The organism is Janthinobacterium sp. BJB426, assembly GCF_002735705.1.
Taxonomy (GTDB): domain Bacteria; phylum Pseudomonadota; class Gammaproteobacteria; order Burkholderiales; family Burkholderiaceae_D; genus Janthinobacterium.
This window is the reverse complement of the sequence record NZ_PDZL01000012.1, coordinates 88,622-112,987: the sequence shown is the minus strand read 5'-3', so window position 1 is coordinate 112,987 and position 24,366 is coordinate 88,622. Positions and strand designations below refer to the sequence as shown.

The window sequence follows — 24,366 nt, the reverse complement described above, 5'->3', positions numbered from 1 at the left end:
GATAATAATGGTCAGGCGTCGGCCGGCGCCACGTCGGTCATGCCGCGTACGCCCCGCAAACGCGACAGTGCTTCCAGGCAGTAATACTGGAACCACAAACCCGTAAAGATAAAGATCAGCACATACAGCCAGATGGCGAACGCCGCCAGGAAGGGGAAGAACACCACCGCCATCACGCCGCCCATCCACAGCATGCTCGGCACGGCGCCGGCCGCGCCGGACACCATGCCGATGGCCAGCAGGGGCCAGCGCTGCTCGCGCATGATGGCGTGGCGCTCTTCCGCGCTGGCGTAGTCGGCCATGGCGTCGTACGCCATCACGCGGTACGTCAGCCAGCCCCACAGCACGGCCTGCCCCGCCAGTGCGGCCGGCGGAAACGCGTACAGGGGCAGCATCAGCACCCAGACCAGGATAAACAGCAAAAACGTGGCCAGCGAGGTGGCGACGCTGCCCAGCAGGCTGCCGCCATGCTTTTTTTCCAGCTCGGGAAAGTGCCGTCCGCCAATATGGCGGCCGATGGCCGGCATGGCGAACAGGCCCATGAAGATCAGCGCCGTCAGGATCATCAGCGGCAGCAGCATGAACATGGCGATCAGCGGCACGATCACGGTTTTCAGCTTATCCAAGCCAAAGGTGGACAGCACCTGGCCGCTGGTGCGGAAGAAGTCGTACTGCGTGAACTGCGCATGCAGGCTGTCGATCAGCGGCTGCAGGCCAAACTTCAGCAGTACGCCCCACAGAATCAGCGAGAGGATGAAGGGCGCCACGCTCAGCAGCAATATCCTGCCATGCAATTGCGACAGCAAGGCACGGCCATACGAATTCAACACATTGCGCATCAACGGCGTCCTTTTCGTTTAACTCTTGCAAATTCCACCATGCGGCGCAGGCCCAGCCATTGCTGCTGCCAGAAACCGCGGCCATAGTGGCGTCCCGGCCGGCCCACGCCATTGCTGTCGATGCGGGCCAGCTGGTCGCGCACGCCCGTGCGCGCATAGCCCGCCGAGAAATTCGCGGTGCCCAGCAGCATATCCCAAATCGGCAAGACGACGCCGAAGTTGCAACCACCCATGCTGCCCTTGCCCTTCGACTCGTGCCCCACGCCGATGGCGTGGTGCGTGCGATGGAAACGGGGCGAGATCAAGAGCCGCTCGCCGATGCGGCCGAAGTGTATCCTCACATTCGCATGCTGCAAGCTTTGCAGAATGCGCGAAATCGACACCAGCAACACGTATTGTCCCGGCGGCACGCCGATACCGAGCGCCACCAGGGCCATCACCACGTCGCGCAGGAAGTCATCGAGCAAGTGGTTGCGGTCATCGCTCCACAAGTTCATGTTTTGCTGGCTGTGATGCAGGCTGTGCAAGCCCCACCACCAACCGAAATGGTGCGAGGCCCGGTGGTAGCAATAGTCGACAAAATCCAGAATGACAAAATAAATGATAAAACTGAGCAAGGGACTGATGCCGGGCAACAGCGATTCCAGGTTCAAGGGATGAATATTGTCGAAACGCAAGGCGCCCGCCAATGCATCCATCAGCGGATCGAGCGTGAAGAAGACCACGACAGAAAACAGGCCGATGCGGTGCAGCACCGTGTAAATGAAATCGTTCCAGCGCGCGCGCGGATCCGTCATCTTTTGCGCGGGAATCAAGGCTTCGAGCGGACGCAGCACGAGAAACAGCAGCACCAGTTCGCACAGGCCGATCAGCAGCCACTCCGTGCCCTCGAACGCTTCTTCCGTGAATTCGCCAAAGCCCAGGTGATACACGAGCGGATTGACGATGGTCTGGAACAGCCAGCCTTGCGCCGCGCCAAAAGCGTCGACCACCGTGTCGATGACGGGCGTGACGTAGCCGAGGATATCGGCGGCGATCATGGCTGGCCCTTCTTCTGCGCGTAGGCAGGATGCTCGCGCAGGGTGGCAAAGCAGAACCCCTTGTCTTGCAGGCCGGAAATCAAGGCGTCCAGGTTGGCCGGAGCCCACGGCTCCTTGCGCGACCAGATGCCCATGTGCGCAATGAAAATGTCGCCGCTGCGCAAGTTCGCCAGGGCTTTTTTCAGCAGCATGGCGTTCGGATACTTGTCGCTGGGCAGTTCATCGCCAGAATACCCGGCCGGCGCCCAGCCCGCATGCTGGTAGCCGCAGGCGCTGCCGGCCGCCAGGGTGCGCGGCGACGTGTAGCCGCCCGGCGCGCGCCAGAACGGGTCAAGCTTGTGCCCGGTCAACTCCTGGAAGCGCGTATCGACGCGGCGCAATTCCTCGCAGAACTGCTTATCGGTGAAGGAAGCCAGCTTGCCGCCATCCTTGCCGAACTGGGGCTTGACCTGAATCAAGCCGTTGGCCAGATCCTTCTTCCAGTACACGTGGTCAAACGTATGCGTGCCAAATGCGTGGCCTTCGGCGACACGGGCTTTCCAGTACGGCGCCCACGAGGCATCGAGCGAATAGTCACCGCGCGTGGTCTTTTCATTGGCCAGGAAGAAGGTTGCCTTCACATGGCGCTGATTCAGCACGTCGGCGATCAGCTGCGCTTGCGACTGGCTGCCCGTGTCGAAGGTCATGTAGATGGTGCCCTTGCAAGCGGCCGGGGTCGAAGATGCGGCCGGGGTTGGTGCCGCTGGCACCGGTGCGGCGGCATGCGCGGACGACAGCATGGCGCCGGCGCACAGCAGCATGGCGGGCACGTGACCCACGAAAGTGAGGCGTTTCATCATCACACCCGCCATCACATGCGTGGCGAGTGGGTGGCGAAATACACGCCATGGGGCGAGCGGCCCACCGGTATGGTCTTGATCACCTTGCGCGTGGTCAAATCGATCACGGCTACTTTCTTGATCCAGCGCAAGGTCACCCACATGGTCTTGCCATCGGGCGTGATTTCCATGCAATCGGGGCCGCCCGGCACATTGATGGTGCCCACGTTTTCCAGGGTTTGCTGGTCGATGATGTTGATCGTGTTCGACACGCGGTTCGAGACGAACGTCATGCGGTTGTCACCGAGCGCGCGGAAATTATGCGTGCCGGCGCCCGCCTTGATGCGCTTGACGGTCTTTTGCGTGCGCCAGTCGATCACTTCCACGTAATCGCTGCCCATGATGCCGACCAGCAAATGCTTGCCATCGGGCGTCATCGTGATACCGGCCGGCGCGGGACCGACAGGCATGGTCCATTTGACGGTTTGCGTGGCCAGGTCGATGGCGCTGACCTGGTTGCTGCCCTGCTGCGTGATGAAGGCCATGGTGCTGTCGGCCGTGAACGCCATGTGGCTGGGCAACTTTGGCAGCGGGATGCGCTTGGCCAGGGTCAGGTTCTTGCCGTCGTAGCGGTACAGGTCGATGCGGTCCAGGCGCAGCGAGTTCGAGATGAACCACTTCTGGTCCGGCGAAAAGCCGATCTGATACGGGTCGAGGATATTGCTGATACGGCGCTGGATCTGGCCCGACACAGGGTCGAGGAAGATCAGTTCGTTGCCGACAGAACTGGCGACGATCAGCGACTTGCCGTCCGGCGTTTCCATCAAATGGTGCGGTTCCTTGCCGACGGCAAAGGTGGACAGGGGAGCATACGTTTTCTGGTCCAGCAGTTGCACCGTGGCATCACGGGAATTGAGCACCACCACCACTTCGGCTTGCGCCGTCGATATTGCGGAAACCAGGCACAGCGAGGAAAAAACAAGGCGGCGTAGACTGCGGAACATGGAAGAAATCACTGTTAAATACAAAACATGCATTTTACGTGGAACACTGTATTTATTGTGTGAAATCCCCCCTTAAATGCTGCCGGCAGCCACACATCACCATAATTTCCGTTTTTTCCCTGTGCCGGGCCTGGAATGGCGCTTTGCAACTCATTGCTCTACAATCTGAAGCTTTCATCGCCTACACAAGGATTATCATGACCACCACCACTACCGCTTCCGGCCTGCAATACATCGATACCGTCGTTGGCGAAGGCGCTGAAGCGCAAGCCGGCAACAATGTTGTCGTGCATTACACGGGCTGGCTGCAGAACGACGACGGCAGCGCCGGTTCGAAATTTGACTCGAGCAAGGACCGCAACGACCCATTCGAATTCCCGCTGGGCGCCGGCCGCGTCATTCAAGGCTGGGACGAAGGCGTACAAGGCATGAAAGTGGGCGGCAAGCGCCAGCTGATCATCCCTGCAGCACTGGGCTATGGCGCACGCGGCGCCGGCGGCGTGATTCCACCGAACGCCACCCTGATTTTCGACGTCGAACTGCTGGGCGTATAAGCACCGACTGCGCAGCGCTGAAGCGACTGTACCGGCGCCGCCCCTGTTCACGCAGCGGCGGCGTTTTTGTTTTGAGTGTGTCCTCTAATGCACGGCACGCTTTTTTCACTATGATGTCAGGCACTGCAGCACGCACGGTGGCCACTCCGCCGGGCCTGCCGCACTTTTCCAGCGATTCCATCAGCACACAGGAGCCATCATGAGTTTACAAGAGCAATTCGAACAAGCGCAGCTCGATTCCAAGACCCTGTCCGAGCGTCCGGACAATATGACCTTGTTGAAAATCTACGCCTTGTTCAAGCAAGCGTCGAGCGGCGACGCCACGGGCGAGCGTCCTGGCATGACCGACTTCGTCAACCGCGCCAAGTTCGACGCCTGGGCGGCCCTGGCCGGCACCTCGAAGGAAGATGCGCAACAGCAATACATCGACCTGATCGAAGACTTGAAGGACTGATCGTCCCTCCCTTGCCCCGGCGCCTGTCGGGGCAGTATAATTTCTGCATGACACCATCACTGATTTCCCAGGTTTCGCTGGCGCATGCCGACGACCTGCCCCGCTTGTTCGACGTCTGGCACCTGTCCGTACGCGCCACCCACGATTTCCTCGCCGATAGCGATATCGCCTTCCTGATGCCCTTCGTACGCGAAGAGCTGGCCAGAGTGACGGCCGAACGCCTGCTGCACGTGCTGCGCGCGGATGACGGCGTCGCCTATGCATTCCTGTGCGTCGAGCACGCCAAGATCGAAATGCTGTTCGTGCATCCGGACCGGCGTGGCAGCGGCGCCGGCCGCGCGCTGGTCCAGTTCGCCATCGCCAGCCTGAAAGCCACGGCAGTCGATGTCAACGAACACAACACGCAGGCGCATGGCTTTTACCGCCACCTGGGCTTTATCGTGGAAAACCGCTCGCCGCTTGACCCGTTCGGCAAGCCTTTCCCCATTTTGCACCTGAAACTGGCCGAAAACGGCTAAAAACTCACCAAAAACCACAAAAACAGGCCGTAAATGCAAAAGTGGCTACCGAATCGGTAGCCACTTTTTTTACGCCGGTATCAGCCGCAATTTACTTTTTTGCCGCCGCCAGCGCCTGCGCGATCCAGCCGTCAAATGTTTGCTGGTGGAACTTGATCCAGCCAGCCGTATGGCGGGCGATATCGGCTTGCGTGTTTTCGCCGCGGCGCATGCGCTCGTTCTGCGCATTGATGTCCGCCACCGGCAACTGCATCACTTCGAACAGCTTGGCCGCGGCCGGGTTGCTCTCCGCCCAGGCCTTGTTCGACACGATGCGCGCCGTGTTGACGGCAAAACCGTAATCGCTGCCATCGTCGAGGCGGGTATTCACCTTGTCCGGATTGGCCGAGAACGGCACTTTCAGCCAGACCACGTCCTTGCCCGGCACCAGCACGCCGCTGACCCAGTATGGCGTCCACGTGTAATACAGGATCGGTTCGCCACGCTTGTAGCGGCCCAGGGTGTCGGCGATCAGGGCCGCATAGCTGCCCTGCACGTGCGTCACCGTCTTGCGCAATTTGTATGCATCCATGTGGTTCTCGATCAGCGCTTCGCAGCCCCAGCCAGGGTTGCAACCCGTCAAGTCGGCCTTGCCATCGCCGTCATGGTCGAACAGTTTGGCCAGGGTGGGATCGCGCAACTGGTCGATATTCGTGATGTTGTACTTTTCCGCCGTGGCCTTGTCGATCAGATAACCTTGTGCGGCAGGACCGGCGTATTGGCCCGTGCGCAACAGCTTGGCGTCGCCGCCCGCATTGTTATAGAAATCCTTGTGCATCGGATCCCAGTGCACGGCCATGAAGGTGGCATCACCGTTGGCAATGGCGATATGCGCCGTCGGATATTCCACTTCCTTGATCGGCTGCACTTCATAGCCGAGCTTTTCCAGCGCCTTGTCGACCAGCATGGTCTGGAAGGTCTCTTCCGCGATCGAGCTTTGCAGCGGCTGCACCTTGACGCCCTTGCCGGGCAAGGCGTCGGCGGCCACGGCCGGCGTCTGCGCCATGGCCAGGCTGGTGGTCAGGGCCATGGCGGCGATCGCCAGGGCGGAAAACAGCTGGAACTTGCGTTGCGATTTTTGCGTCACTTTAAAATTGTCAATTTGATGCATGTGGTTCCTTTATTGTGCGTTGGCCAGCGTGGCTTGCTGTTCAACATTATTTTTCTGTGCATTGCCGCGCACCAGGCGCAGCACGAAACCGGCAGGGCCCGTCTGGTACCAGTGGCGCACGCCACGGCGTGGCTGGCCCATCGCTTGCGTCAAACGGTCCAGGGTGATGGCCAGCAGCACGATGCCCAGGCCGCCGACAGTTGCCAGGCCCATGTCCAGGCGACCAATGCCGCGCAATACCATCTGGCCCAGGCCACCCACGGCGATCATCGAGGCGATCACGACCATCGACAGCGACAGCATCAGCGACTGGTTGATACCGGCCATGATCGATGGCATGGCCAGCGGAAACTGCACGCGGGTCAGCAATTGCCACGGCGAGGCGCCATAGGCGCGCGCCGCTTCGATCAGGTCGGGACGCACCTGGCGGATACCGAGGTTGGTCAGACGCACCAGCGGCGGCAGGGCAAAGATGATCGTCACGATCACGCCTGGCGCATTACCGATACCAAACAGCATCACCACGGGCACCAGGTAGACGAAGGCAGGCGTCGTCTGCATGGCGTCGAGCAGGGGGCGCAGGATATTCTGCGCGCGGTCGCTGCTGGCAAGGAAAATACCCAGCGGCAAGCCGATGGCCAGACAGAAGGCCAGCGACGTCAATACCAGCGACAAGGTCGTCATGGCTTCGGGCCAGATGCCCAGCATCGACACGACGAGCAGCGCCAGCACGGTGCCGACGGCCAGGGTGCGGCTGGTAAATTGCCACGCCAGCAAGCCGATGATGGCGATCACCGTCAGCGACGGCGCCGCCAGCAGCACGCCTTCCACGCCGTTCAGGGTGCTATCGATCGGCGCGCGCACTGCCTGGAAGAAAGGGCGGAAATGGGCGACAACCCAGCCCAGGCCCTGGTTGATCCAGCTTTCCAGCGGCAGCGAGCCGTCGAAAATCTGCGTCAGGTGAAAGCCGGTCGCATGTTCCGGCTGCACGGCAGGCGCGGCGGCGTCCAGCCAGGCAGTGCTGGCGTCGGTCGGCGGCGTCAGCGCCCAGGGATTGATTTGCGCGGCTGGCTGTTCAACAACAGCTTCTACTGTGGAAACGGTGCTTGGGTTCATGCTTGTCCTTTCTGTTGTTGTTCGGCTATGGCTGGCGTGTCGCGGTCGAGGAACTTCAGCAAGGTTGTCTTGCTGATGGCGCCGCGGAAGCTACCGTCATTGGCCACCACAGGGACGGCGTAAGGCAGTTGCGCCACCTGGCCGAACAGGCCGGCGACTGGCTCATCTGCATTGATGGTCTGCACGTCGGGCAGATAGGCATGCGCCAGGCCCAGCGGGCCGACATGGCCGTCGAGCGCACTGCGCAGCGAATCGGCCGAAACGACACCGAGGAACTTGCGCTGCGGATTGACGACATACGCAAAGGCGCGATCCTGCTCTTCCAGCATCGACAGCGCGGCGCGCGAACCGCGGCTCGGCGACTCGGACACGACGATCTGGCTCTTGCGGGCGATATCGCTGGCCTTGAATACGGCCGCCGCATCGACGCCGCGCACGAAGTTGCGCACGTAATCGTTGGCCGGTTTGCGCAGGATTTCTTCCGGCGTGCCCACTTGCACCACGTGGCCGTCTTTCATGATGGCAACGCGGTCGCCGATGCGCATGGCTTCGTCGAGGTCATGCGAAATGAAGACGATGGTGCGGCGCTTGATTTGCTGCAAGCGCAGCAGTTCCGATTGCATTTCCGTACGAATAATCGGATCGAGCGCGGAAAACGCTTCATCCATCAGCAAAATCGATGGATCGCACGCCAGCGCACGGGCCAGGCCCACGCGCTGCTGCATGCCGCCCGACAATTCGTCGGGATAGCTGGCGCCGTAGCCGTCCAGGCCCACCTGTTCCAGCGCTTGCTGGGCCAGCGCATGGCGCTCGGCCTTGGGCATGCCGGCCAGTTCCATGCCGAAGGCAGTGTTGTCGAGCACGGTAATTTGCGGCAACAGCGCGAACGACTGGAACACCATGCTGATGTCCTTGCGGCGCAGGGCGCGCAACTGGGCGTCAGGCAAGGTATTGATGTCGTTGCCATCGATCAGGATGCGGCCGGCGGTCGGCTCGATCAGGCGGTTCAGCATGCGCACCAGGGTCGACTTGCCCGAACCGGACAGGCCCATGATGACGAAAATCTCGCCCGCTTCAATGGTAAAGGTGGCGTCGAAAACGCCGATGGTGCAGTCGGTCTTGGCCAGGATATCCTGCTTGCTGGCGCCCTGATGGACGAGTTCAAGTGCTTCTTCTGGCTTGTCGCCGAACACTTTGAACACATGGTCGATAATAATTTGTTTTGCCACGATGTGGTTCTCCCTCGATTTGACGAATGGAATGAAACCCAGCAAGCTGCTAGCTTGCGGCGGGAATCAGCAAACCCTGTTGCGTCGGCTACGCCACGGCGCAAAAAGCGCACGGGAGCGACAGGTAACAGGGGGTGACACGCAATGACCAGCGGATGGCCAAAGCCGGTGCCGGGGTGCCGTGTGCGTGCTAAAAGAGGCTGTGGTTCAGGACTTTTAACAACGCTAGCGCCATGCAAATACATGGCACCAAATGTATTTGACCGAAAAAATCGACCAAGCTACTTTTAACTGGATGCGGGTGTAAAACCCGAAGAATTATTCACCACTCAGCGAGCGGAGAGTACTGCGAAGCAGAAGGTGAAACGCGGTGTAGCTGTTGTAAATATGACTCAAGTATAACGCAAAAAGCCACCAAAGTCCAATGGCTTTCCAAATAGAAATGTGCTAGCAATGTTCGCCAGCGTACAGTCAGACGTGAAAAAGGCGAAAAGCGATGTGTTTTCATCGTCTTTTCGCCCATCACTGCGACACGTTCCTAGCACCAAACATGGCGCCAGACAAGCGGGGGAAATGCCATCAAACTGACTCGGCAAACACCTTGCGCATCTTTTCGGCAATCTTGCCTTCAATGGTGGAGGCGAAGGCGCTGAGCATGAAGCCCAGCTTGATTTGCAGTTGCGCCTGCTCTTTTTCCAGGGTCAACGACCCATCGACGCCGCTGCGCTCGAAACGCAGCACGTCGCCATCCCAGGCGCACGCCAGGTCATATTCCTGGGCCAGCTTGTCGGCCACTTGCTGCGCCGCTTCGCGGGCCTTTGCTGCTGTCAGCTTATGTTGCTGAACTATATTTATATCCGCCATCAAACAATCCTTTTATTATTAAAACGGGTGCCGTACGGCCAGCATCATACCAGCCGCCACGCGGCAGCCGCAGCCATGGGGAACGCCGGTACATGGAAAAACCCGCGCTTTCCTGCGCGGCGCTTGCGCCACATCAAACCGAAACCAGCGAAGCAGGCCGACTATCTCCATTCCAGTTGCGAGTGTGTTGGAGAGCTACCATGGACCAGAAAGTCATCGTGCCGGTCGAAGCCGTGCTGACCAAATGCGTGTCCTTGCCCGTCGGCTATGTCCCTACCCCCTCGGCGCCCTACCGCCTGCACCGCAAGAATGCGCAACTGACCCTGCAGCCGGGTCGGCCGCGCCTGACCGAGGCAACGGCCCGCGACTTGGCCGCCGTGCCCGTCGGTTCGCGCGTGCTGATCTGGAAACAAGACCCGTCCGTCAGCGAACTGGGCACGCGCAAGACCTTCTTGCCCGGCCTGACTTTGCAAGGCCCGCGCGACGCGCGCATCACGTTTGGAGAGCCGGGCATCGCCCAGGTCAGCCCGAACGCCTTTGGCGACTTCATCGTCTCGCCCAACACCGACCAGTTCGACGCCGTGCACACGTTTGCCATCGTGCGCATGACGCTCACCATGTACCAACGCGCGATGGCCAGTAACGACACGGCGCCGCCCCTGCCCTGGCAATGGAATAGCGCCAGCAATACGGCACCGCTGCGCGTGTTCCCGCACGGCTTGCCCAATGTCATGAATGCCTATTACAGCCGCAGCGACAAGGCCCTCAAGTTCGGCGACTTCATTCCCAGCGGCGCCACCGAGCGCGTCTACACCTGCCGTTCGCTCGACATCGTCTCGCATGAAACAGGACACGCCATCCTCGACGGCCTCAAGCCGAATTGGCTGCTCAACAATAATCCACCGCAGACGGGCGGCTTGCACGAATCGTTCGGCGACCTGACGGCCATCTTCCTGGCCCTGTCGCAGCTGGACCAGGTCGAAGCCGTCATCGCGCAAACCAAGTCCGACCTGCACGATAAAACCTTCCTGGCCGACCTGGCGGAACAGTTCGGCCTGGCGCTGGGCCGGCCGAACGGTTTGCGCAATGCCGACAATGACATCAAATTGTCGGAGGCTGGCACGGAAGTGCACGCCATCTCGCAAGTGTTTACCGGCGCCATCTACGACATCCTGGCCGACATCTTTGCGCATGAACGCCAGCCCCAGCTGGAAGACGACGCGGCCGTGCTGCACCGCTGCGGCGACTACCTGCGCAGCCTGGTCTTGCGCGCCCTGGTGGCGTCTCCCGACCATGCTGCCACGTACGCCGACGTGGCCGGTCAGATGCTGACCCTGGCGCAGGCCGACGGCTTTACCAGCTACCTCGATTTCATCCGCAACAGTTTTACCGTGCGCGAAGTGCTCAAGGACAATGCCATGACGGAGGATGGGCAAATGACCTTTGCCGCAGGCATCGTCGATGACGAGGGCGCCGTGCAAGACAGGCGCGCCTGCTGCGGTACCATGAACCATGCGGAATACAGCGAATCGGATCAATTGCTGGAAGCGGAGCGCGAAGCGCTGGCAGCCTGGTGCCGCAGTTACGCGCCCCGATAGATACACCTTACGCCCTACGCCGCAGGCCCGCCAGCAGTCAGCCGCAGGCGACGGCTGCCGCATCACGTTCCCAACACCGTCCTCAAGAAGGAGCAGCATGAAAATTTCAGCCCGCAGCAGCGGCGGCTTTGCCGGCCTCAGCGAACAGTACGACATTGATACGCAGGCGCACCCGGCCGGCCCCGGACTGGAAGCAGCACTGGCCAGCAGCGGCTTCTTTACGCACCCGCAGGGCACGGGCGAACAGGTGGGCGCCGATATCCCCCATTGGCAGATCACCGTCGAGGCACCCACTACGCGCCGCACCATCACGTTTGCCGAGGATGGCAGTGCTGAAAATGCACGTTGGCAACAGTTGCTGACGCAAATACGCGCCAGCGCCTGATTGTTCTGGCACTTATTTTTACCGATCTTGATTTGGGTAAAACAAAAACACCACACGACAAGCCCCTGCCTCGCCCGTCCTGCACCTTGCAGTATCGGGCGACTGTCGCTTTCTTGCCGCGTTCTTCATGCCAACGTCCCGGATAGTCGCTGAATTGCCCGCTCTGCGCGGCAACGGCACTGCCAAAAAATGAATTTGCTTATATGTATTGTATATAAGCGGGATTTGTGAGAAATAGCGAATTGCCTTAAAATACAATGCTTTGCTTTAGTATGCGCCGCCGAGGTTCCTGCAGGCGCTACAGCACCTCCCCCCAAATTGATAGGACTGTTATGACCCACGTTGTCACCGAATCCTGCATCGCCTGTCGCTATACCGACTGCGTCGATGTCTGCCCGGTAGATTGTTTCCGGGAAGGCCCGAACTTCCTGGCGATCGATCCGGACGAATGTATTGACTGCGCAGTCTGCGTGGCAGAGTGCCCGGTGAACGCGATTTTCGCGGAAGAAGACGTGCCGGGCGACCAGCAAGCCTTCATCAAGATCAACGTCGACCTGGCCCGTAACTGGCCGTCGATCACCAAGACGAAGGCGGCCTTGCCGGAAGCCGAGCAATTCAAGGACGTCAAGGACAAGCTCGACATGCTGGTGCGCTAAACGCACGGCAATGCCGCGACCGTTCCGGCGGGGAGACTCTTCTCCGTAGGGCGTGGCGGCAAAAAAACAGACAAAAAGCAGCGGAAACGCTGCTTTTTTTGCTTTTAAAGCATCGTTGCAGGTCTATCCACGCAAGTGTGGCGCGCTGTCACACCAAAGCGCAAACTGTGGACCTATGCGCGGTAATGCACATTTTGTCCTCAACAAATATCGTAGAATTGGATTATGATATTTGAGCCGATATTGGCGCTTGGAATTAAACAAGGACTATATATGCTTTACCAACTGCACGAACTGCAACGCTCCTTCCTCACTCCGGTGATGCAATGGGCAGACATGTCCTCCAAGTTATTTACCAACCCGGTTTCTCCACTGGCCCACACCCCGTTTTCGCAACGCATCGCAGCCGGCTACGAGCTGATGTACCGCCTTGGCAAAGACTACGAAAAACCACAATTCGACATCCAATCCGTTCTCGTCCAAGGCGAGAGCGTCGACATCCGCGAACACGTTGTCGTGACAAAACCGTTTTGCCGCCTGATTCACTTCAAAAAAGAAGCCACTAGCTTGCAACAGCCCAAAGTTTTGCTGGTTGCCCCCCTGTCCGGTCACCACTCGACCCTGCTGCGCGATACCGTGCGCGGCTTGCTGGCCGAGCACGATGTCTACATCACCGACTGGACGGACGCGCGCATGGTACCGCTGACGGAAGGCCCGTTCCACCTGGACGACTACATTTATTATGTACAAGAGTTCATCCGCCTGCTGGCGCCTGACTTGCACGTCATTTCCGTCTGCCAACCGACCGTGCCCGTGCTGGCCGCCATCTCGCTGATGGCGACGGCCAAAGATCCGCACATGCCGAAAACCATGACGATGATGGGCGGCCCGATCGACCCGCGCCGTTCGCCCACGCAAGTGAACAACCTGGCGACGGAAAAGAAATTCTCGTGGTTTGAAAACACCGTGATCTACGCGGTGCCGCCGAACTACCCGGGCTTTGGCCGCAAGGTGTATCCGGGCTTCCTGCAGCACGCAGGCTTCATCGCCATGAACCCGGGCCGCCACGCGCAAAGCCACCGCGAGTTCTATATGCACCTGGTGACGGGCGACGACGAGCCGGCGGAAGGCCACCGCCAGTTCTACAACGAGTACAACGCCGTGCTGGACATGCCGGCCGAGTACTACCTGGAAACCATTAAAACGGTTTTCCAGGAATTCAGCCTGCCGATGGGCACGTGGAAAGTGGGTGGCCAGCTGGTGCGGCCGCAAGACATCACGAATGTGGCGCTGTTCACGGTGGAAGGTGAGCTGGACGATATTTCCGGCGCTGGCCAGACGCAGGCGGCGCATGACCTGTGCTCGGGCATCCCTGCCGAGATGCAACAAGATTTCGTGGCGCCAAAATGTGGCCATTACGGCATCTTCTCGGGCCGCCGCTGGCGCGAGATCATTTGCCCGAAAATCGGTGAATTCATCCAGAAACACGGCTAATACACGGCATATCCATCAAAACGCCACGCCAGCTCACACTGGCGTGGCGTTTTTTTATGCCCAGCTCATGCCCGTTCGATTTTCACCGTCGGGCGCGTATTGACAAAGATCTGCTCGACCCTCGGCTCGCCTGGCCCCGGTTTCTTCATCGCATAGCCATTCACGGGTTGCGAACGGTTCACCCACAGCGCGTAATACAGGTGGTCGGCACGCGGATCTTCCGTGTTCGGGTGGATCAGTATCGTCAGGCCCAGGCTATTGAGCTGCAGCCACGGCACGATCACGGGCAATAAATCATTCGTGAAGCCAAAGTAAAACGACGGCGTCACGTGCGGGCCGCGCGGCTCCAGATTCCAGTCGCCCAGCTCGATCTGGAAACGCTCGGCAGCCCATCGACGTATCAGCGCCGCCTTTTGATAGCTGTCTTCGTCAAAATAGATATGTGCGTGATAGCTCTCGATATCCGTGTAGGCGCGCGGTTTTGACGGCAAGGTTTCCTCGCCGGGCCGCACGCTGGCGGGGCGCGGCGTGGGCGCCGTGTCCGTATGCTCGCCCCACGGACTCTTGCCGGGTGCCGGTTTTACGCGCGCCGTTTTTACCTCCTGCGCCAGGGCTGTGCCGGCCAGGCCCGAAGCGGCCAATGCCGCCACCAGGCCGCCGCCGCGCAAGACCGTGCGGCGTTGCGGCGAGAGGAGATTGGCCCATTCCAGGTCGATGGCCGCGTGTTGATTGTTGTCAGGCATAGCATTTCCTGTTGTTGATGATCGATAGAGGGATACGGCAAATCAGAACGACACCGTGGCGCGCGCGTAGTAATAGCCGCCCAGCACGCCTAATGGTCCCGAGTTATCGTAGGCACCCGTGTATTGCGCCAGATTCGCGGCGCTGCGCGCTGCGCGCGGCACCTGGCTCGGTTTCTGGTCGAAGACATTGTTGGCACCCACCGTCACGTTGATGCGCTTGCTGACGTCGTAGCCGAGGCTGACATCGGTCACGAAGGCGGCTTTCAGCTGGTAGTCGCCGCCCGTGATGGCGTTCAGGCGCTTGAGCTTGCCGTAGCGCGTCTCGCGCAGGTTGAATGTCCAACCGGCTTTTTCATACGCCAGGGTGACGATTTCCTTGTCGCGCGGCGCCCGGTACAGCAGGTCGTACTCGGCCGACTTGCTCAGGGTGCCGATATTCGGCAAGCCTTGCAGCACGGCCGGCAGGGCCGCCTTGCCGACCAGGCTCGTGTGGTTGAGATTCGCGGCCGCCGTCCAGCGCAGCTTGCCCTCGGCCACGCGCAGCACATCTTCGGCCGTCAAGTCGATACCACGCGTGCGCGTGTCGCCCACGTTGGCAAAGTAATGCGCGACGAGGCCATTGCCTACCGTCAAACCCGCCGAGCGCAGCAGGTTTTCAATGACGGTTGCTTGCGCCCCCGTCAGCGGCCGGCCGCTGCCGTCGAGCGCCACGCCCGAACTGCGGTCGATGCCGATGTTCGACGACACACCCAGGCGGTCGCTGACCTTGATTTGATACGCGTCAACGGCCAGGCGCAAGGTGGGCGTAGGATTGAAGGTCAGCCCGGCCGACAGATTCGTCGATTTTTCCGGTTTTAATGCTTGCGCGCCCAGTGCCCGCGCAGCGGCCGAGTTCGGCTGCGCCAGGGTATACGGCACGCCCGCATGGTCGGACGTGTTCGAATACGATTGCGTCACCAGGCTCGGTGCATGGAAACCATTGCTGACTGTGCCGCGCACGGCGACCGTGGGCGTGACGTCATAGCGGGCGGACAAACGGCCCGTCGTCTTGCTGCCGAAATCTGAATATTTCTCGGCACGCAAGGCCGTGTCGAGCAGCAATTGCGGCGTCAGTTTCGTGCCCAGGCCGATGTACGCCGCATAGCTGTGGCGCGCCGTGTCGGACGCGTCGACGGGCAGGTAGCCGGCCAGCGCCGATGAGCCGCTGCCCTGCCAGGAAGCGGGTTCGCCCGGGCTGCGCTGCTGCGTTTCATGCGAATACTCGAGACCCAGGCTCAGGTCGGCCGGCTCGCTCAAGCCCAGCGGCACGGGACGGCGCACATCGGCGTTGGTGGTCGAGCGGCTGTAGCGCTGATTGCCGATGTCAAAATCCGTCTTGCCGCCAGGATAAGTGAGCGAGTAATTGGCAGAGTGCTCCACGCCCACGTCGATATCGTCGCGGCCATACGTCGTGCTCAGGTCCCAGGACCAGCCCGCCGTCTCGCCCTTGATGCCGCCCGTCAAGGAAAAGTCGTTTTCACTCGTCGTTTCATACGGCGTGAAGCCGTCGGGATACACGGACAGCAAGCCTTTGTTGTTATTGAAAATGGTATTGGGCAGGCGGAAATTCTGCGCCGAGCGGGCATTGCGGTGCGCATACGTGCCGAAGCCGTACAGTTGCACCTCGTTCGACAGGTCATAGCCGAGGTTGGCGCTGAGCGAGGCGGTCGTGCTTTGCGGCACGCCCGTATTGCGCCACGGATTGCTGTTGCGGTTCGCTTCTGCCGGGTTGGGCGAGGCGCCGGCCGGCAGGCTGTTATTACTTCCCAGTTTCACCGGCTGGCCATCGCTGTTGCGCACGGCCGGATACGACAGATACGCGGGATTCAGTCCGAAATTGCGCACGGCGATGCCCTGGCGCTGGACTTCGGCGCCGAAGTGGGCAAAGCCGTGTTCGCCCAGGCGCGTGCCGCCATCGATGCGCACGGAACCGTTCGTGCCGTCGCCCGCGTAGGTGGAACCGAGTTGCGTGCTGAAGCTGCCCTTGTCATCCGCTTTCAGGATGATGTTGATGACGCCGGCAATGGCGTCGGAACCGTAGATGGCCGAGGCGCCGTCGCGCAGGATTTCCACGCGGGCAATGGCGCCCGTGGGAATCAGGGCCAGGTCCGTGGCGACGGAACCGGGAAAGCCATCCTCATTGACGATGGCCGTCGTATGGCGGCGCTTGCCATTCACCAGCACCAGGGTATGCGAGGGGTCGAGGTTGCGCAGCTGCCCCGCGCGCACGATGCTGCCCAGGTCGGGCTGCACGCGGGCCGGCAAGTTGAACGATGGCAAGGCCGTATCGAGCGCATCGAGCAAGTTCAACTTGCCCGTGGCTTGCAATTGCTGCGCGCTGATCACGTCGATGGGCGCGGCGCTGTTGGCCACCGTGCGGCCCGTGCCGCGTGCACCCGTGACGATGACGGTGTCAAACGGCGCGGCGGCCAACGCGCCAGCGCCATCCGGCGCCGCTTGCGCATGCGCCACGCCAGGCGCTCCCAGCACGAGCACGGCCGCCGAGACGGCGTGTGCCAGTTGCCGCAAACGGAGGACGGGGTCTGGCTTGTGAATCAGTTCCAGCATACGAAAACATCCTTTCAAAGTCGTCAACACAGTGGCTGCAGACTAAAGGATGGACAAACAAACAAGAACGAATGGTTTCGTATTTAGATATTTCGTTTTGGCAACTAACAACAGCGACGCGCCGTGTCAGGGAGCGGCAGGGGCGGTCGCCAGGCTCTGGTCGAGGCGCTTCCAGTAATCGCGTTCCAGCCGGGCCGTATCGATATCGCGTGCCGCGTCGTTGAAGCGTTTTTGCTGCGCAGCACCTTCAGCATCACGCTGGAAGCACACATGCACGGGGCGCTCCTTGAAGACGGTATCGATGATGGCGATACGTTCCCGATCGGCCTTGCTGAAGTTGCGTCCCATCAGCAAGTGCTGCAGCACATGGCGCTCGATGACGATCACACGGTAACGCTTGATGAACAGTTTCTTCAGATTCGTCGCGTCGTTCAAGCCCTCCTCCGTCTTCAGCTCGCCACGCGCCACCATGCCATCGAACTGTTCCCCATTCGAGTAGCCGGCCACGGTGCCGATGCGCAGCGGGCCCAGGTCGGCCAGGCTGGCGCCCGGCACGCCATCTTCCTTCAGGTAGGCCAGCACACCCTGCGTGCCGCCAACCGGCACAGAAAAGTGGCAGAGTTTTTCCCGTTCGGGCGTGCGCCACACGGCCAGGAACCCGGCATAGCGGGAACTCGCCAGGCCAAACTGCATGGCGCGCTTCCAGGGGAAATATTCATATCTGACCGCATAGCCGAGACGCTCGAAGACGGCGCTGACCATGGCGCCCGACATGCCATCGGCCGGTAGGCTGCGGGAAATAAAGGGCGGCCAATCTTCCGCCGCGAAGCGGACGATGCGCGAGCTGGCAGCGCCCGACGCCGCCATGGGCGCTGCAGCCTGCCCGTGTGCAAGGGCAAGTGCAGAGTGCATGAACAAACAGAAGGGCAAACCAACTGTCCGGAGGAAACGCATGTTTGGCTCCTATGGCCTGGCGCACCATGCAATGCAGGCGGCAACAGGACTGGCGGTCGGCTTTTTTATCACTAGCTTGATAAAAATCATGCTCCCACAAAAAAAAGAAATTGCAAAGTTGTTTATTTGCACTTTGACATTCCTAGAGGAAATAAAATACGATTGCGGCGCGCCTGCAACAGGCCTGTCATGGCGCTGGTTATCCCCTCTCACGAAACAGGTTTTTACTTGTGCACGCGCCGGATGGCCGATAATGGCGTTTTACCGTGGAAGATGACCGTGCCGCACCCTGCCCCTCCCTCACTTGCCGACCAGATCGAAGACTTGCTGCCGCAAACGCAATGCACCAAATGCGGCTACAACGGCTGCCGCCCGTATGCGGAAGCGATTGCCGCCAGCAGCGCCGACATCAACCAGTGCCCGCCGGGCGGCGCGCAAGGCATCGTGCGCCTGGCCGGCTTGCTGGGCAAAAAAGTCATCCCGCTCAATCCCGTCAACGGCCTCGAACGTCCGCGATCTGTCGCCTATATCGATGAATCGCTGTGTATTGGCTGTACCCTGTGCATCCAGGCTTGTCCGGTGGACGCCATCGTCGGCGCCGCCAAGCAGATGCATACAGTGGTCACCGATCTGTGCACGGGCTGCGACCTGTGCGTGGCGCCCTGCCCCGTCGACTGCATCGTCATGTACCCGGTCAGCGGCGACGCCACGGGCTGGGACGCCTGGAGCCAGATGGACGCCGACGATGCGCGCGCGCGCCATGATTTCCGCACGCAGCGCCTGCGCCGCGAAACAGAGGAAAACGAAGCGCGCCTGGCCGCCAAGGCTGTCGCCAAGATGCGCGAAGTGACGCAGGAAGTGCCCGTCACGCCCGATGAACAGGCGGAAAAGGAGCGCAAGCGCGCCATCATCGCCGCCGCCATGGAGCGCGCGCGCGCCAAGGCTGCTGCCGCCAGCACGGATACTGCCCAGCCAGCCCCCACCACCCCGAAAAAAGACGCATGAACGCTGCCAAACGCCTGGAAATCTTTACGCGCTTTCGCGCCGCCAATCCCTCCCCGAAAACGGAACTCGAATACACGACGCCGTTCGAGCTGCTGATCGCCGTGCTGCTGTCGGCACAGGCAACGGACGTGTCCGTCAACAAGGCGACCCGCTTGCTGTATCCGGTCGCCAATACGCCAGCCACGATACTGGCGCTGGGCGTGGACGAGCTGGCCAGCTACATCCGCACCATCGGCCTGTTCCGCACCAAGGCGAAGAACGTCATCGCCACCTGCCAGATCCTGCTGGAGCAGCACGGCGGCGAAGTGCCGCGCGACCGCGCCTCGCTGGAAGCCTTGCCCGGCGTGGGCCGCAAGACGGCGAACGTGGTCATGAACACGGCGTTTGGCGAACCGACGATGGCTGTCGACACGCATATCTTCCGCGTCTCGAACCGCACCGGCATCGCGCCAGGCAAAAATGTCGATATCGTCGAGCAAAAGCTGCTGAAATTCATACCCAAGGAATTCCTGCACGATGCCCACCACTGGCTCATCCTGCATGGCCGCTACACATGCACGGCGCGCAAGCCGCAGTGCTGGAACTGCATGATTGCCGACCTGTGCGATTACAAGGACAAGTCGCCGATGCCGGCCGTGGTCTGACAACACACCTAGAGGAACGGCGACACCATGTTGCAAACGACCTTGGCTGCCCTGGCTTGCCCCGCCTGCCGACAGCCCCTGCACAGCAATATGCCAGCCGGGGCGTCGGCACCGTTGCTGGAAGCGCTATTGCGCTGTCCGGCGTGCGCGATCGACATTCCCGTCGTGCAAGGCTTTGTGCTCTTTACGGAAGCGCGGCAAGGTTGCGATGACCGGATGCTGTCGGCGTTGCGTGCCCAGCTGACACCCAGCGCCGAATATCTGTCCTTCATGCATCGCCGCCATGTGCGCCGCATTCCCGACCGTTACGCCGCCTTTCAACCGTTCAATGAATCCACGCGCGCCTTTTATGCCTTGCTGGACCTGATCCGGGAGCAGTTGCAGCCTGGCGACCTCATTCTCGACACCTGGGGCCGCACGGGCTGGAGTGGCGAAATGCTGGCTGCGGCGTTTCCCGAGCAGCATGTCATTTCTGTATGGGAAGGCAATTTCGATGTGCTCGCTTACATGGGATACGCGCACTGGCTGCCCGCGGAACAGCGCGCGCCCAACCACGATATCGTTTTCTTGCCTCCTGGCAGTCCCATGCCTTTTCGCGATGGCACGTTCGCGCTGATTCATGGCCTCGATTCACTGCATCGCTATGCGCCACTGACCTTTGCCGGCGACATGCTGCGCATCGCCCGCAGCGATGCGCCTATCCTCTTCCCGCACGTCCACCTGGCCAACAGCCAGCCCGCGCCGTACTTCGAGCGCGGCGGCAACATCGTTCACGGCCGCTGCTATCAGCAGCGCTTTGATGCTGCGCAAGCACGCGGCGCACGCAAGACGCTGGTGATGTCGGAAGTGACCCTGTTCGACGCCAGCGGACCGTTGCATGGCGAACCGGACACGGCACACTACAACGGCGTGGTGGCGCTGGTGCCGCCCGCATGGGAAGGGGCGCCCCTGCGCCGGGCTGATCTCGACCTGGCCTTGCCCGCATCGCGCGCTGTCGTGAATGCCTTGCTGCGGCTCGACAGCCTGAACGGCCGCGCCATACCCGATACCGATGCGCTGGGCGGCCTGATGCAGGATTTGCTGGTGCGTCATCCTTGTTATGCGGAACGCCTGGCGTGCCTGGGGCAACAACAACTGAGCGCCGAACAATTGCAGATCCTGTTCCAGCTGGGCCAGTTGCGCACGCTGGAACAAGTGGCGCAGCGCCTGCGCCTGCCAGTGGAATATGTTTGCCAGCAAGCCAGGAACATGGTCGATATGGAACTGCTGCAGATGGCGCCCATCAGCGGCGCCATGGCCCGTTTGCAATCCTACTATGCCAGCCAGATCGTGCGTCCGCTGCCACAGGAAGAAACCTTCGAATATCTGTGGCAATTACTGCCCACGCTGTACCAGCAACGCCCGCTATTGCTGTGTGGAATGGACGACAGTGCCTTTGGCTGGACGGAAATCGAGCTGCTCGTGCCGGCGCTGCAACGGGGCTTGCTGGCGCTGGGCGTCCGCGCTGGCGACCGCGTCGCCATGCTGTGCGCGCAGCACCCTGAAGCAGTATTGCTCAGCTGGGCCTGCTGGCGCATCGGCGCTGTCGTGGTTCCCTTGCGCAAGGAATTGACGGACACGCCCGCCTTGCTGCAACCCTTGCTGGAACGCATTGCTCCCGCCTTGCTGGTGCTCGATCATCCCCGCAATCGCGCCGCCGCATTGACGACGTGCCCAGCGCTGCTGCTCGACGATATCCGGTCTGAAGCCACGACGATCCTGCCGCCAGACTGCGCATTGCCTGAATTGTCCGCCTTGCTGGAAGACTGGATGGACCTGCCAGCGACGCCAGCCCTGTCCGCACAGGCCGTCCACCCCGACGCTCCGGCCGTGATCCTGTTTACCTCGGGCAGTACTGGCGTCCCCAAGGGCGTCGTCCACAGCCAGCGTGCCCTCATGCAGAGCGGCCAGCTGGCGGCCACGGAATTTGGCTGGCACGACGGCGATATCCTGCTGTCGCTGGGCGACTGCCACACCATGAGCGGCTTGCGCAATCCCATGGTCGCCGCCCTGTTTGCCGGTGCCGGCGTGTATCTGGCCGATGAAAGCGAACGGGGGAATGTCGGCAAGACCCTGCAGGCAGCCCAACGCCATGGTGTGACCGTGCTGGCGACCGGCCCCGCCTGGCTAGCCATGCTGCAGCGGCTGCCGGCACACCTGACCCAGCACCCGGCCAGCTTGCGGCAGATCATTTCCACGGGCGCCCCCCTGCAATCGTCGCTGCACACGGCCTTGAGCCAGCGCATGCGGCTCGCCATCATCGACTATTATGGACTGACGGAGACGGGCGGCCTGTGCATGCTGTTTCAGCACCTGCCCTCTGCCACGCAGGCCAGTGGCCGCGCCGTCGGTGCCGTGGTGCAAATCTGCGATGGCAAGGACTTGCCGCTCGGGCCGGGGCAGGCAGGAGAGTTGCGCGTGCACAGCAACCAGCTGATGCTGGAATACTGGGGCGATCCCGCGCAAACGGCGTCCATCGCCCGCGATGGCTGGATCTACACGGGCGATATTGCCAGCCACGATGGCCTGGGCAACATCACCTTGCTGGGCAGACACGATGACCAGTTGAAGAACGAGTATGGCGACATCGTCCATCCCGCCCCGCTGGAACTAGCCATGTGCAGCTACCCGCTGGTACGGCAAGCGGCCGTCACTGCCGGACCGCAAGGCTTGATCGGCATGCTGGTGGTCGACGACGGCTTCGACTTGCCCGCATTTGTCGTCTTTTGCCGCCAACACGCACAAATCGACGCCTTTCCTCGCGAATTGCGCCTGCAGGCAGCCTTGCCTTATACGGCGGCAGGAAAGCTCGACCGTCGCGCGCTGGCCCATTCAATTTCTCCATGACAGACACGCACACCATGTTCCAGACTCGTCCCACGCCTGCGCATACGCCCTTCCTGATCGGCCCCAAGTCATTGTCGCATAGCCACCTGGAGGAACAAATCCTGCAAGTGGCTGCCCGGCTGATCAACATGGAACTGCACAATAAACGCGTGCTGCTGATGGTGCGCGACGATCTGGCCTTTGCCCCTTTGCTGCTCGGCTGCATGCGGGCCGGCGCGATCCCCCTGTTGCTTGATCCGGGCACCGCCGTGCGGCAGGTCACGGATTTGCTGCACCATACGCGCATCGATGCCGTCATTGCCGATACGGACCTCATCGACCTGTGGCACGCCCAGGAGGTGCCGCTGCCCACGCAGCAGATCCGCGTCGGCGCCGTCCAGGCCAAGGGAGCGCTGTTGAGCAAGTTGCTGGGCAGGCGCGCTCCCGCCGACCTGGACAACTGGCCCGGCCTGCTGGCAGCGCCAGTACCAGCGTCCTTGCCGCCCGCGCGGCAGGAGGGTCCGGCCTATGTCGTCTTCACCTCCGGCAGCACGGCCCGCCCGAAAGGCGTGGAAATGCACTGGCCCGCCCTGCTCGCGCATTTGCATACCATCGGCGACCATTACGCATTGACGCCCGCTTCGCGCCTGCTGAACCTGATGCCGCTGTCGCACGCCGACGGCCTGGTGCAAGGCGTGCTGCTGGCTTACCAACGGGGCTGCACCCTGGTGCGTCCCGCGCCCTTCAGCCTCGTCGCCATCGAAGCCATTTTGATTGCCGTCTACCGCGAACAGGTAAGCCATCTGATCGCCGCGCCGACGGCGCTGGCCCTGCTGCAGCAATATGGCGCCCACCTGGCGGAAAACTTCGAGAATGGCCATTTCCGCTTCGCCATCTCCTGCAGCGCGCCGCTGAGCACTGCCACCTGGACCGGCTTCAGCCAGTGTTTCAATGTAAAACTCATCAATACCTATGGCTTGAGCGAAACGGGTGCCTGCGGCTTGTATGCAGGACCGGATGCCGCCAGCCACAAGGTCGGCAGCGTGGGCGTGCCGCGCGACATGCTGGCCAAAATCGTGCGCGACGATGGCGGCGAGGCTGGCTGCGATGAAATTGGCGAACTGTGCCTGCAAGGGGCCAACCTGATGCAGGGCTATCTGGACAATCCGCAAGCAACTGCGGCCGTGCTGCGCGACGGCTGGCTGCATACGGGCGACCTGGCGCGACGCGACAGCGATGGCGTGTACTGGATCACGGGACGCCTGAAGGATGTGATCATTTGCGGCGGCTACAACCTGTCGCCGGAAGCCATCAATGGCGTACTGCTGCAGCACCCGGCCGTGCTGGAAGCCGCCACCGTCGCCTTGCCGGACCCGACCTGGGGCGAAATCCCCGTTGCCTGCGTCGTATTGCGTCCTGGCATGGAGGTGGACAGCCAGCAACTGCTGCAGCATTGCTCCCGGCATCTGGGGGCACATGAATTGCCAAAACGCATCAGCTTTACGGGCCAATTGCCGCGCACGCCATCAGGCAAGGTCATCACGGCCCAGTTGCAGCACGCGCTTGCGCTCAGTCCGATGGAGGCAAGTGCACACGGCAACCAGCAGGAAGACATTTTTGCCCTGGCAACGGAACTCTTCCATCTCCCGGCCGGCGCCCTGAAGGGTGACTCCGGTCCCGCGAATACGCCAGGCTGGGATTCGCTGGCGCATATCAACTTCGTAATCGGCCTGGAAACCCTGTTCAAGGTACGCCTGAGTCCATCGGACGTGGTGCACATGGAAACGATGGACGCCACCGTGCAACTGATCCAGCGGTTGACGCGCTGA

23 protein-coding genes are annotated in these 24,366 nt (G+C 61.3%); 12 read left to right on the top strand and 11 right to left on the bottom strand.

Annotation, left to right across the window (positions count from 1 at the left end; all coding sequences use genetic code 11):
• Positions 1-11 precede the first annotated feature (11 nt).
• Genes CSQ93_RS19015 through CSQ93_RS19000 form a run of 4 tightly spaced genes read right to left on the bottom strand, consistent with a single transcriptional unit; the run spans position 12 to position 3,701 of the window.
• Positions 12-839 (bottom strand): EI24 domain-containing protein, encoded by an 828-nt coding sequence (locus CSQ93_RS19015; RefSeq protein ID WP_099379375.1) that lies wholly within the window; start codon positions 837-839, stop codon positions 12-14.
• Positions 839-1,879 carry a sterol desaturase family protein gene (locus tag CSQ93_RS19010; RefSeq protein WP_099379374.1) on the bottom strand — a complete coding sequence of 347 codons (1,041 nt, stop codon included), beginning with the start codon at positions 1,877-1,879 and terminating at the stop codon, positions 839-841. Before CSQ93_RS19010 ends, CSQ93_RS19015 begins: the two co-directional genes overlap by 1 nt.
• Positions 1,876-2,718, bottom strand: a complete 843-nt coding sequence (locus tag CSQ93_RS19005) for a polysaccharide deacetylase family protein (protein WP_442778338.1) — start codon at positions 2,716-2,718, stop codon at positions 1,876-1,878. The genes CSQ93_RS19010 and CSQ93_RS19005 overlap by 4 nt, the downstream gene beginning before the upstream one ends.
• Positions 2,719-2,729: 11 nt before the next feature.
• The gene (locus CSQ93_RS19000; protein WP_034760259.1) at positions 2,730-3,701 is read right to left on the bottom strand and encodes a YVTN family beta-propeller repeat protein; all 972 of its coding nucleotides are present in this window, start codon (positions 3,699-3,701) and stop codon (positions 2,730-2,732) included.
• Between the two features lie 197 nt (positions 3,702-3,898).
• Between CSQ93_RS19000 and CSQ93_RS18995 the strand changes: the two genes are divergently transcribed.
• From CSQ93_RS18995 to CSQ93_RS18985, 3 genes are all read left to right on the top strand, one after another.
• Positions 3,899-4,255 carry an FKBP-type peptidyl-prolyl cis-trans isomerase gene (locus CSQ93_RS18995; protein ID WP_034760263.1) on the top strand — a complete coding sequence of 119 codons (357 nt, stop codon included), beginning with the start codon at positions 3,899-3,901 and terminating at the stop codon, positions 4,253-4,255.
• Between the two features lie 199 nt (positions 4,256-4,454).
• Entirely contained in the window at positions 4,455-4,709 is a 255-nt protein-coding gene (locus CSQ93_RS18990) for an acyl-CoA-binding protein (protein WP_034760268.1), read from the top strand.
• Between the two features lie 47 nt (positions 4,710-4,756).
• Positions 4,757-5,227: a GNAT family N-acetyltransferase gene (locus CSQ93_RS18985; protein ID WP_099379418.1), complete on the top strand. Its 471-nt coding sequence runs from the start codon at positions 4,757-4,759 to the stop codon at positions 5,225-5,227.
• Between the two features lie 91 nt (positions 5,228-5,318).
• Here CSQ93_RS18985 and proX read toward each other — a convergent pair whose 3' ends face one another.
• The 4 genes from proX to CSQ93_RS18965 all read right to left on the bottom strand — a co-directional run bounded on the left by proX (position 5,319) and on the right by CSQ93_RS18965 (position 9,586).
• Entirely contained in the window at positions 5,319-6,377 is a 1,059-nt protein-coding gene (gene proX / locus CSQ93_RS18980) for a glycine betaine/L-proline ABC transporter substrate-binding protein ProX (RefSeq protein ID WP_099379373.1), read from the bottom strand.
• Positions 6,378-6,386: 9 nt separating this feature from the next.
• Entirely contained in the window at positions 6,387-7,493 is a 1,107-nt protein-coding gene (proW, locus tag CSQ93_RS18975) for a glycine betaine/L-proline ABC transporter permease ProW (protein ID WP_099379372.1), read from the bottom strand.
• Positions 7,490-8,722, bottom strand: a complete 1,233-nt coding sequence (gene proV, locus CSQ93_RS18970) for a glycine betaine/L-proline ABC transporter ATP-binding protein ProV (protein ID WP_099379417.1) — start codon at positions 8,720-8,722, stop codon at positions 7,490-7,492. Before proV ends, proW begins: the two co-directional genes overlap by 4 nt.
• A gap of 579 nt (positions 8,723-9,301) precedes the next feature.
• A complete protein-coding gene (locus CSQ93_RS18965) occupies positions 9,302-9,586 on the bottom strand; it encodes a polyhydroxyalkanoic acid system family protein (RefSeq protein ID WP_099379371.1) in 285 nt (94 codons plus the stop codon).
• 200 nt (positions 9,587-9,786) lie between these two features.
• Here CSQ93_RS18965 and CSQ93_RS18960 point away from each other — a divergent pair, with 200 nt between their 5' ends.
• The 4 genes from CSQ93_RS18960 to CSQ93_RS18945 all read left to right on the top strand — a co-directional run bounded on the left by CSQ93_RS18960 (position 9,787) and on the right by CSQ93_RS18945 (position 13,719).
• Positions 9,787-11,184: a hypothetical protein gene (locus CSQ93_RS18960; protein WP_099379370.1), complete on the top strand. Its 1,398-nt coding sequence runs from the start codon at positions 9,787-9,789 to the stop codon at positions 11,182-11,184.
• A 97-nt stretch (positions 11,185-11,281) separates the two neighbouring features.
• Positions 11,282-11,569: a protealysin inhibitor emfourin gene (locus CSQ93_RS18955; protein ID WP_099379369.1), complete on the top strand. Its 288-nt coding sequence runs from the start codon at positions 11,282-11,284 to the stop codon at positions 11,567-11,569.
• Between the two features lie 332 nt (positions 11,570-11,901).
• Complete coding sequence (gene fdxA, locus CSQ93_RS18950) at positions 11,902-12,225, top strand: ferredoxin FdxA (protein ID WP_034782458.1); 324 nt, start codon at positions 11,902-11,904, stop codon at positions 12,223-12,225.
• A gap of 273 nt (positions 12,226-12,498) precedes the next feature.
• Positions 12,499-13,719 carry a polyhydroxyalkanoate depolymerase gene (locus CSQ93_RS18945; RefSeq protein WP_099379368.1) on the top strand — a complete coding sequence of 407 codons (1,221 nt, stop codon included), beginning with the start codon at positions 12,499-12,501 and terminating at the stop codon, positions 13,717-13,719.
• 65 nt (positions 13,720-13,784) lie between these two features.
• Here the strand turns inward: CSQ93_RS18945 and CSQ93_RS18940 are convergent, their stop codons facing one another.
• From CSQ93_RS18940 to CSQ93_RS18930, 3 genes are all read right to left on the bottom strand, one after another.
• Complete coding sequence (locus CSQ93_RS18940; protein ID WP_099379367.1) at positions 13,785-14,462, bottom strand: DOPA 4,5-dioxygenase family protein; 678 nt, start codon at positions 14,460-14,462, stop codon at positions 13,785-13,787.
• A 42-nt stretch (positions 14,463-14,504) separates the two neighbouring features.
• Complete coding sequence (locus CSQ93_RS18935) at positions 14,505-17,069, bottom strand: TonB-dependent receptor plug domain-containing protein (RefSeq protein ID WP_099379366.1); 2,565 nt, start codon at positions 17,067-17,069, stop codon at positions 14,505-14,507.
• 126 nt (positions 17,070-17,195) lie between these two features.
• Entirely contained in the window at positions 17,196-17,936 is a 741-nt protein-coding gene (locus CSQ93_RS18930; RefSeq protein WP_099379365.1) for a substrate-binding periplasmic protein, read from the bottom strand.
• Between the two features lie 43 nt (positions 17,937-17,979).
• On the opposite strand from CSQ93_RS18930, the gene CSQ93_RS28935 reads away from it, so the two are divergent.
• Genes CSQ93_RS28935 through CSQ93_RS18910 form a run of 5 tightly spaced genes read left to right on the top strand, consistent with a single transcriptional unit; the run spans position 17,980 to position 24,366 of the window.
• The gene (locus CSQ93_RS28935; RefSeq protein WP_158301286.1) at positions 17,980-18,300 is read left to right on the top strand and encodes a hypothetical protein; all 321 of its coding nucleotides are present in this window, start codon (positions 17,980-17,982) and stop codon (positions 18,298-18,300) included.
• Positions 18,297-19,028, top strand: a complete 732-nt coding sequence (gene rsxB, locus CSQ93_RS18925) for an electron transport complex subunit RsxB (protein ID WP_099379364.1) — start codon at positions 18,297-18,299, stop codon at positions 19,026-19,028. The genes CSQ93_RS28935 and rsxB overlap by 4 nt, the downstream gene beginning before the upstream one ends.
• Positions 19,025-19,672 carry an endonuclease III gene (gene nth / locus CSQ93_RS18920; protein WP_099379363.1) on the top strand — a complete coding sequence of 216 codons (648 nt, stop codon included), beginning with the start codon at positions 19,025-19,027 and terminating at the stop codon, positions 19,670-19,672. The genes rsxB and nth overlap by 4 nt, the downstream gene beginning before the upstream one ends.
• Positions 19,673-19,699: 27 nt before the next feature.
• Complete coding sequence (locus CSQ93_RS18915) at positions 19,700-22,558, top strand: class I adenylate-forming enzyme family protein (protein WP_099379362.1); 2,859 nt, start codon at positions 19,700-19,702, stop codon at positions 22,556-22,558.
• Entirely contained in the window at positions 22,555-24,366 is a 1,812-nt protein-coding gene (locus CSQ93_RS18910; protein ID WP_099379361.1) for an AMP-binding protein, read from the top strand. The genes CSQ93_RS18915 and CSQ93_RS18910 overlap by 4 nt, the downstream gene beginning before the upstream one ends.

Excerpts from the sequence above, each read along its gene's own strand:
- CSQ93_RS19015 (WP_099379375.1), bottom strand. The coding sequence starts at position 839 with ATGCGCAATGTGTTGAATTCGTATGGCCGTGCCTTGCTGTCGCAATTG.
- CSQ93_RS19010 (WP_099379374.1), bottom strand. The coding sequence starts at position 1,879 with ATGATCGCCGCCGATATCCTCGGCTACGTCACGCCCGTCATCGACACG.
- CSQ93_RS19005 (WP_442778338.1), bottom strand. The coding sequence starts at position 2,718 with ATGATGAAACGCCTCACTTTCGTGGGTCACGTGCCCGCCATGCTGCTG.
- CSQ93_RS19000 (WP_034760259.1), bottom strand. The coding sequence starts at position 3,701 with ATGTTCCGCAGTCTACGCCGCCTTGTTTTTTCCTCGCTGTGCCTGGTT.
- CSQ93_RS18995 (WP_034760263.1), top strand. The coding sequence starts at position 3,899 with ATGACCACCACCACTACCGCTTCCGGCCTGCAATACATCGATACCGTC.
- CSQ93_RS18990 (WP_034760268.1), top strand. The coding sequence starts at position 4,455 with ATGAGTTTACAAGAGCAATTCGAACAAGCGCAGCTCGATTCCAAGACC.
- CSQ93_RS18985 (WP_099379418.1), top strand. The coding sequence starts at position 4,757 with ATGACACCATCACTGATTTCCCAGGTTTCGCTGGCGCATGCCGACGAC.
- proX (WP_099379373.1), bottom strand. The coding sequence starts at position 6,377 with ATGCATCAAATTGACAATTTTAAAGTGACGCAAAAATCGCAACGCAAG.
- proW (WP_099379372.1), bottom strand. The coding sequence starts at position 7,493 with ATGAACCCAAGCACCGTTTCCACAGTAGAAGCTGTTGTTGAACAGCCA.
- CSQ93_RS18965 (WP_099379371.1), bottom strand. The coding sequence starts at position 9,586 with ATGGCGGATATAAATATAGTTCAGCAACATAAGCTGACAGCAGCAAAG.
- CSQ93_RS18960 (WP_099379370.1), top strand. The coding sequence starts at position 9,787 with ATGGACCAGAAAGTCATCGTGCCGGTCGAAGCCGTGCTGACCAAATGC.
- CSQ93_RS18955 (WP_099379369.1), top strand. The coding sequence starts at position 11,282 with ATGAAAATTTCAGCCCGCAGCAGCGGCGGCTTTGCCGGCCTCAGCGAA.
- fdxA (WP_034782458.1), top strand. The coding sequence starts at position 11,902 with ATGACCCACGTTGTCACCGAATCCTGCATCGCCTGTCGCTATACCGAC.
- CSQ93_RS18945 (WP_099379368.1), top strand. The coding sequence starts at position 12,499 with ATGCTTTACCAACTGCACGAACTGCAACGCTCCTTCCTCACTCCGGTG.
- CSQ93_RS18940 (WP_099379367.1), bottom strand. The coding sequence starts at position 14,462 with ATGCCTGACAACAATCAACACGCGGCCATCGACCTGGAATGGGCCAAT.
- CSQ93_RS18935 (WP_099379366.1), bottom strand. The coding sequence starts at position 17,069 with ATGCTGGAACTGATTCACAAGCCAGACCCCGTCCTCCGTTTGCGGCAA.
- CSQ93_RS18930 (WP_099379365.1), bottom strand. The coding sequence starts at position 17,936 with ATGGCGGCGTCGGGCGCTGCCAGCTCGCGCATCGTCCGCTTCGCGGCG.
- CSQ93_RS28935 (WP_158301286.1), top strand. The coding sequence starts at position 17,980 with ATGAACAAACAGAAGGGCAAACCAACTGTCCGGAGGAAACGCATGTTT.
- rsxB (WP_099379364.1), top strand. The coding sequence starts at position 18,297 with ATGACCGTGCCGCACCCTGCCCCTCCCTCACTTGCCGACCAGATCGAA.
- nth (WP_099379363.1), top strand. The coding sequence starts at position 19,025 with ATGAACGCTGCCAAACGCCTGGAAATCTTTACGCGCTTTCGCGCCGCC.
- CSQ93_RS18915 (WP_099379362.1), top strand. The coding sequence starts at position 19,700 with ATGTTGCAAACGACCTTGGCTGCCCTGGCTTGCCCCGCCTGCCGACAG.
- CSQ93_RS18910 (WP_099379361.1), top strand. The coding sequence starts at position 22,555 with ATGACAGACACGCACACCATGTTCCAGACTCGTCCCACGCCTGCGCAT.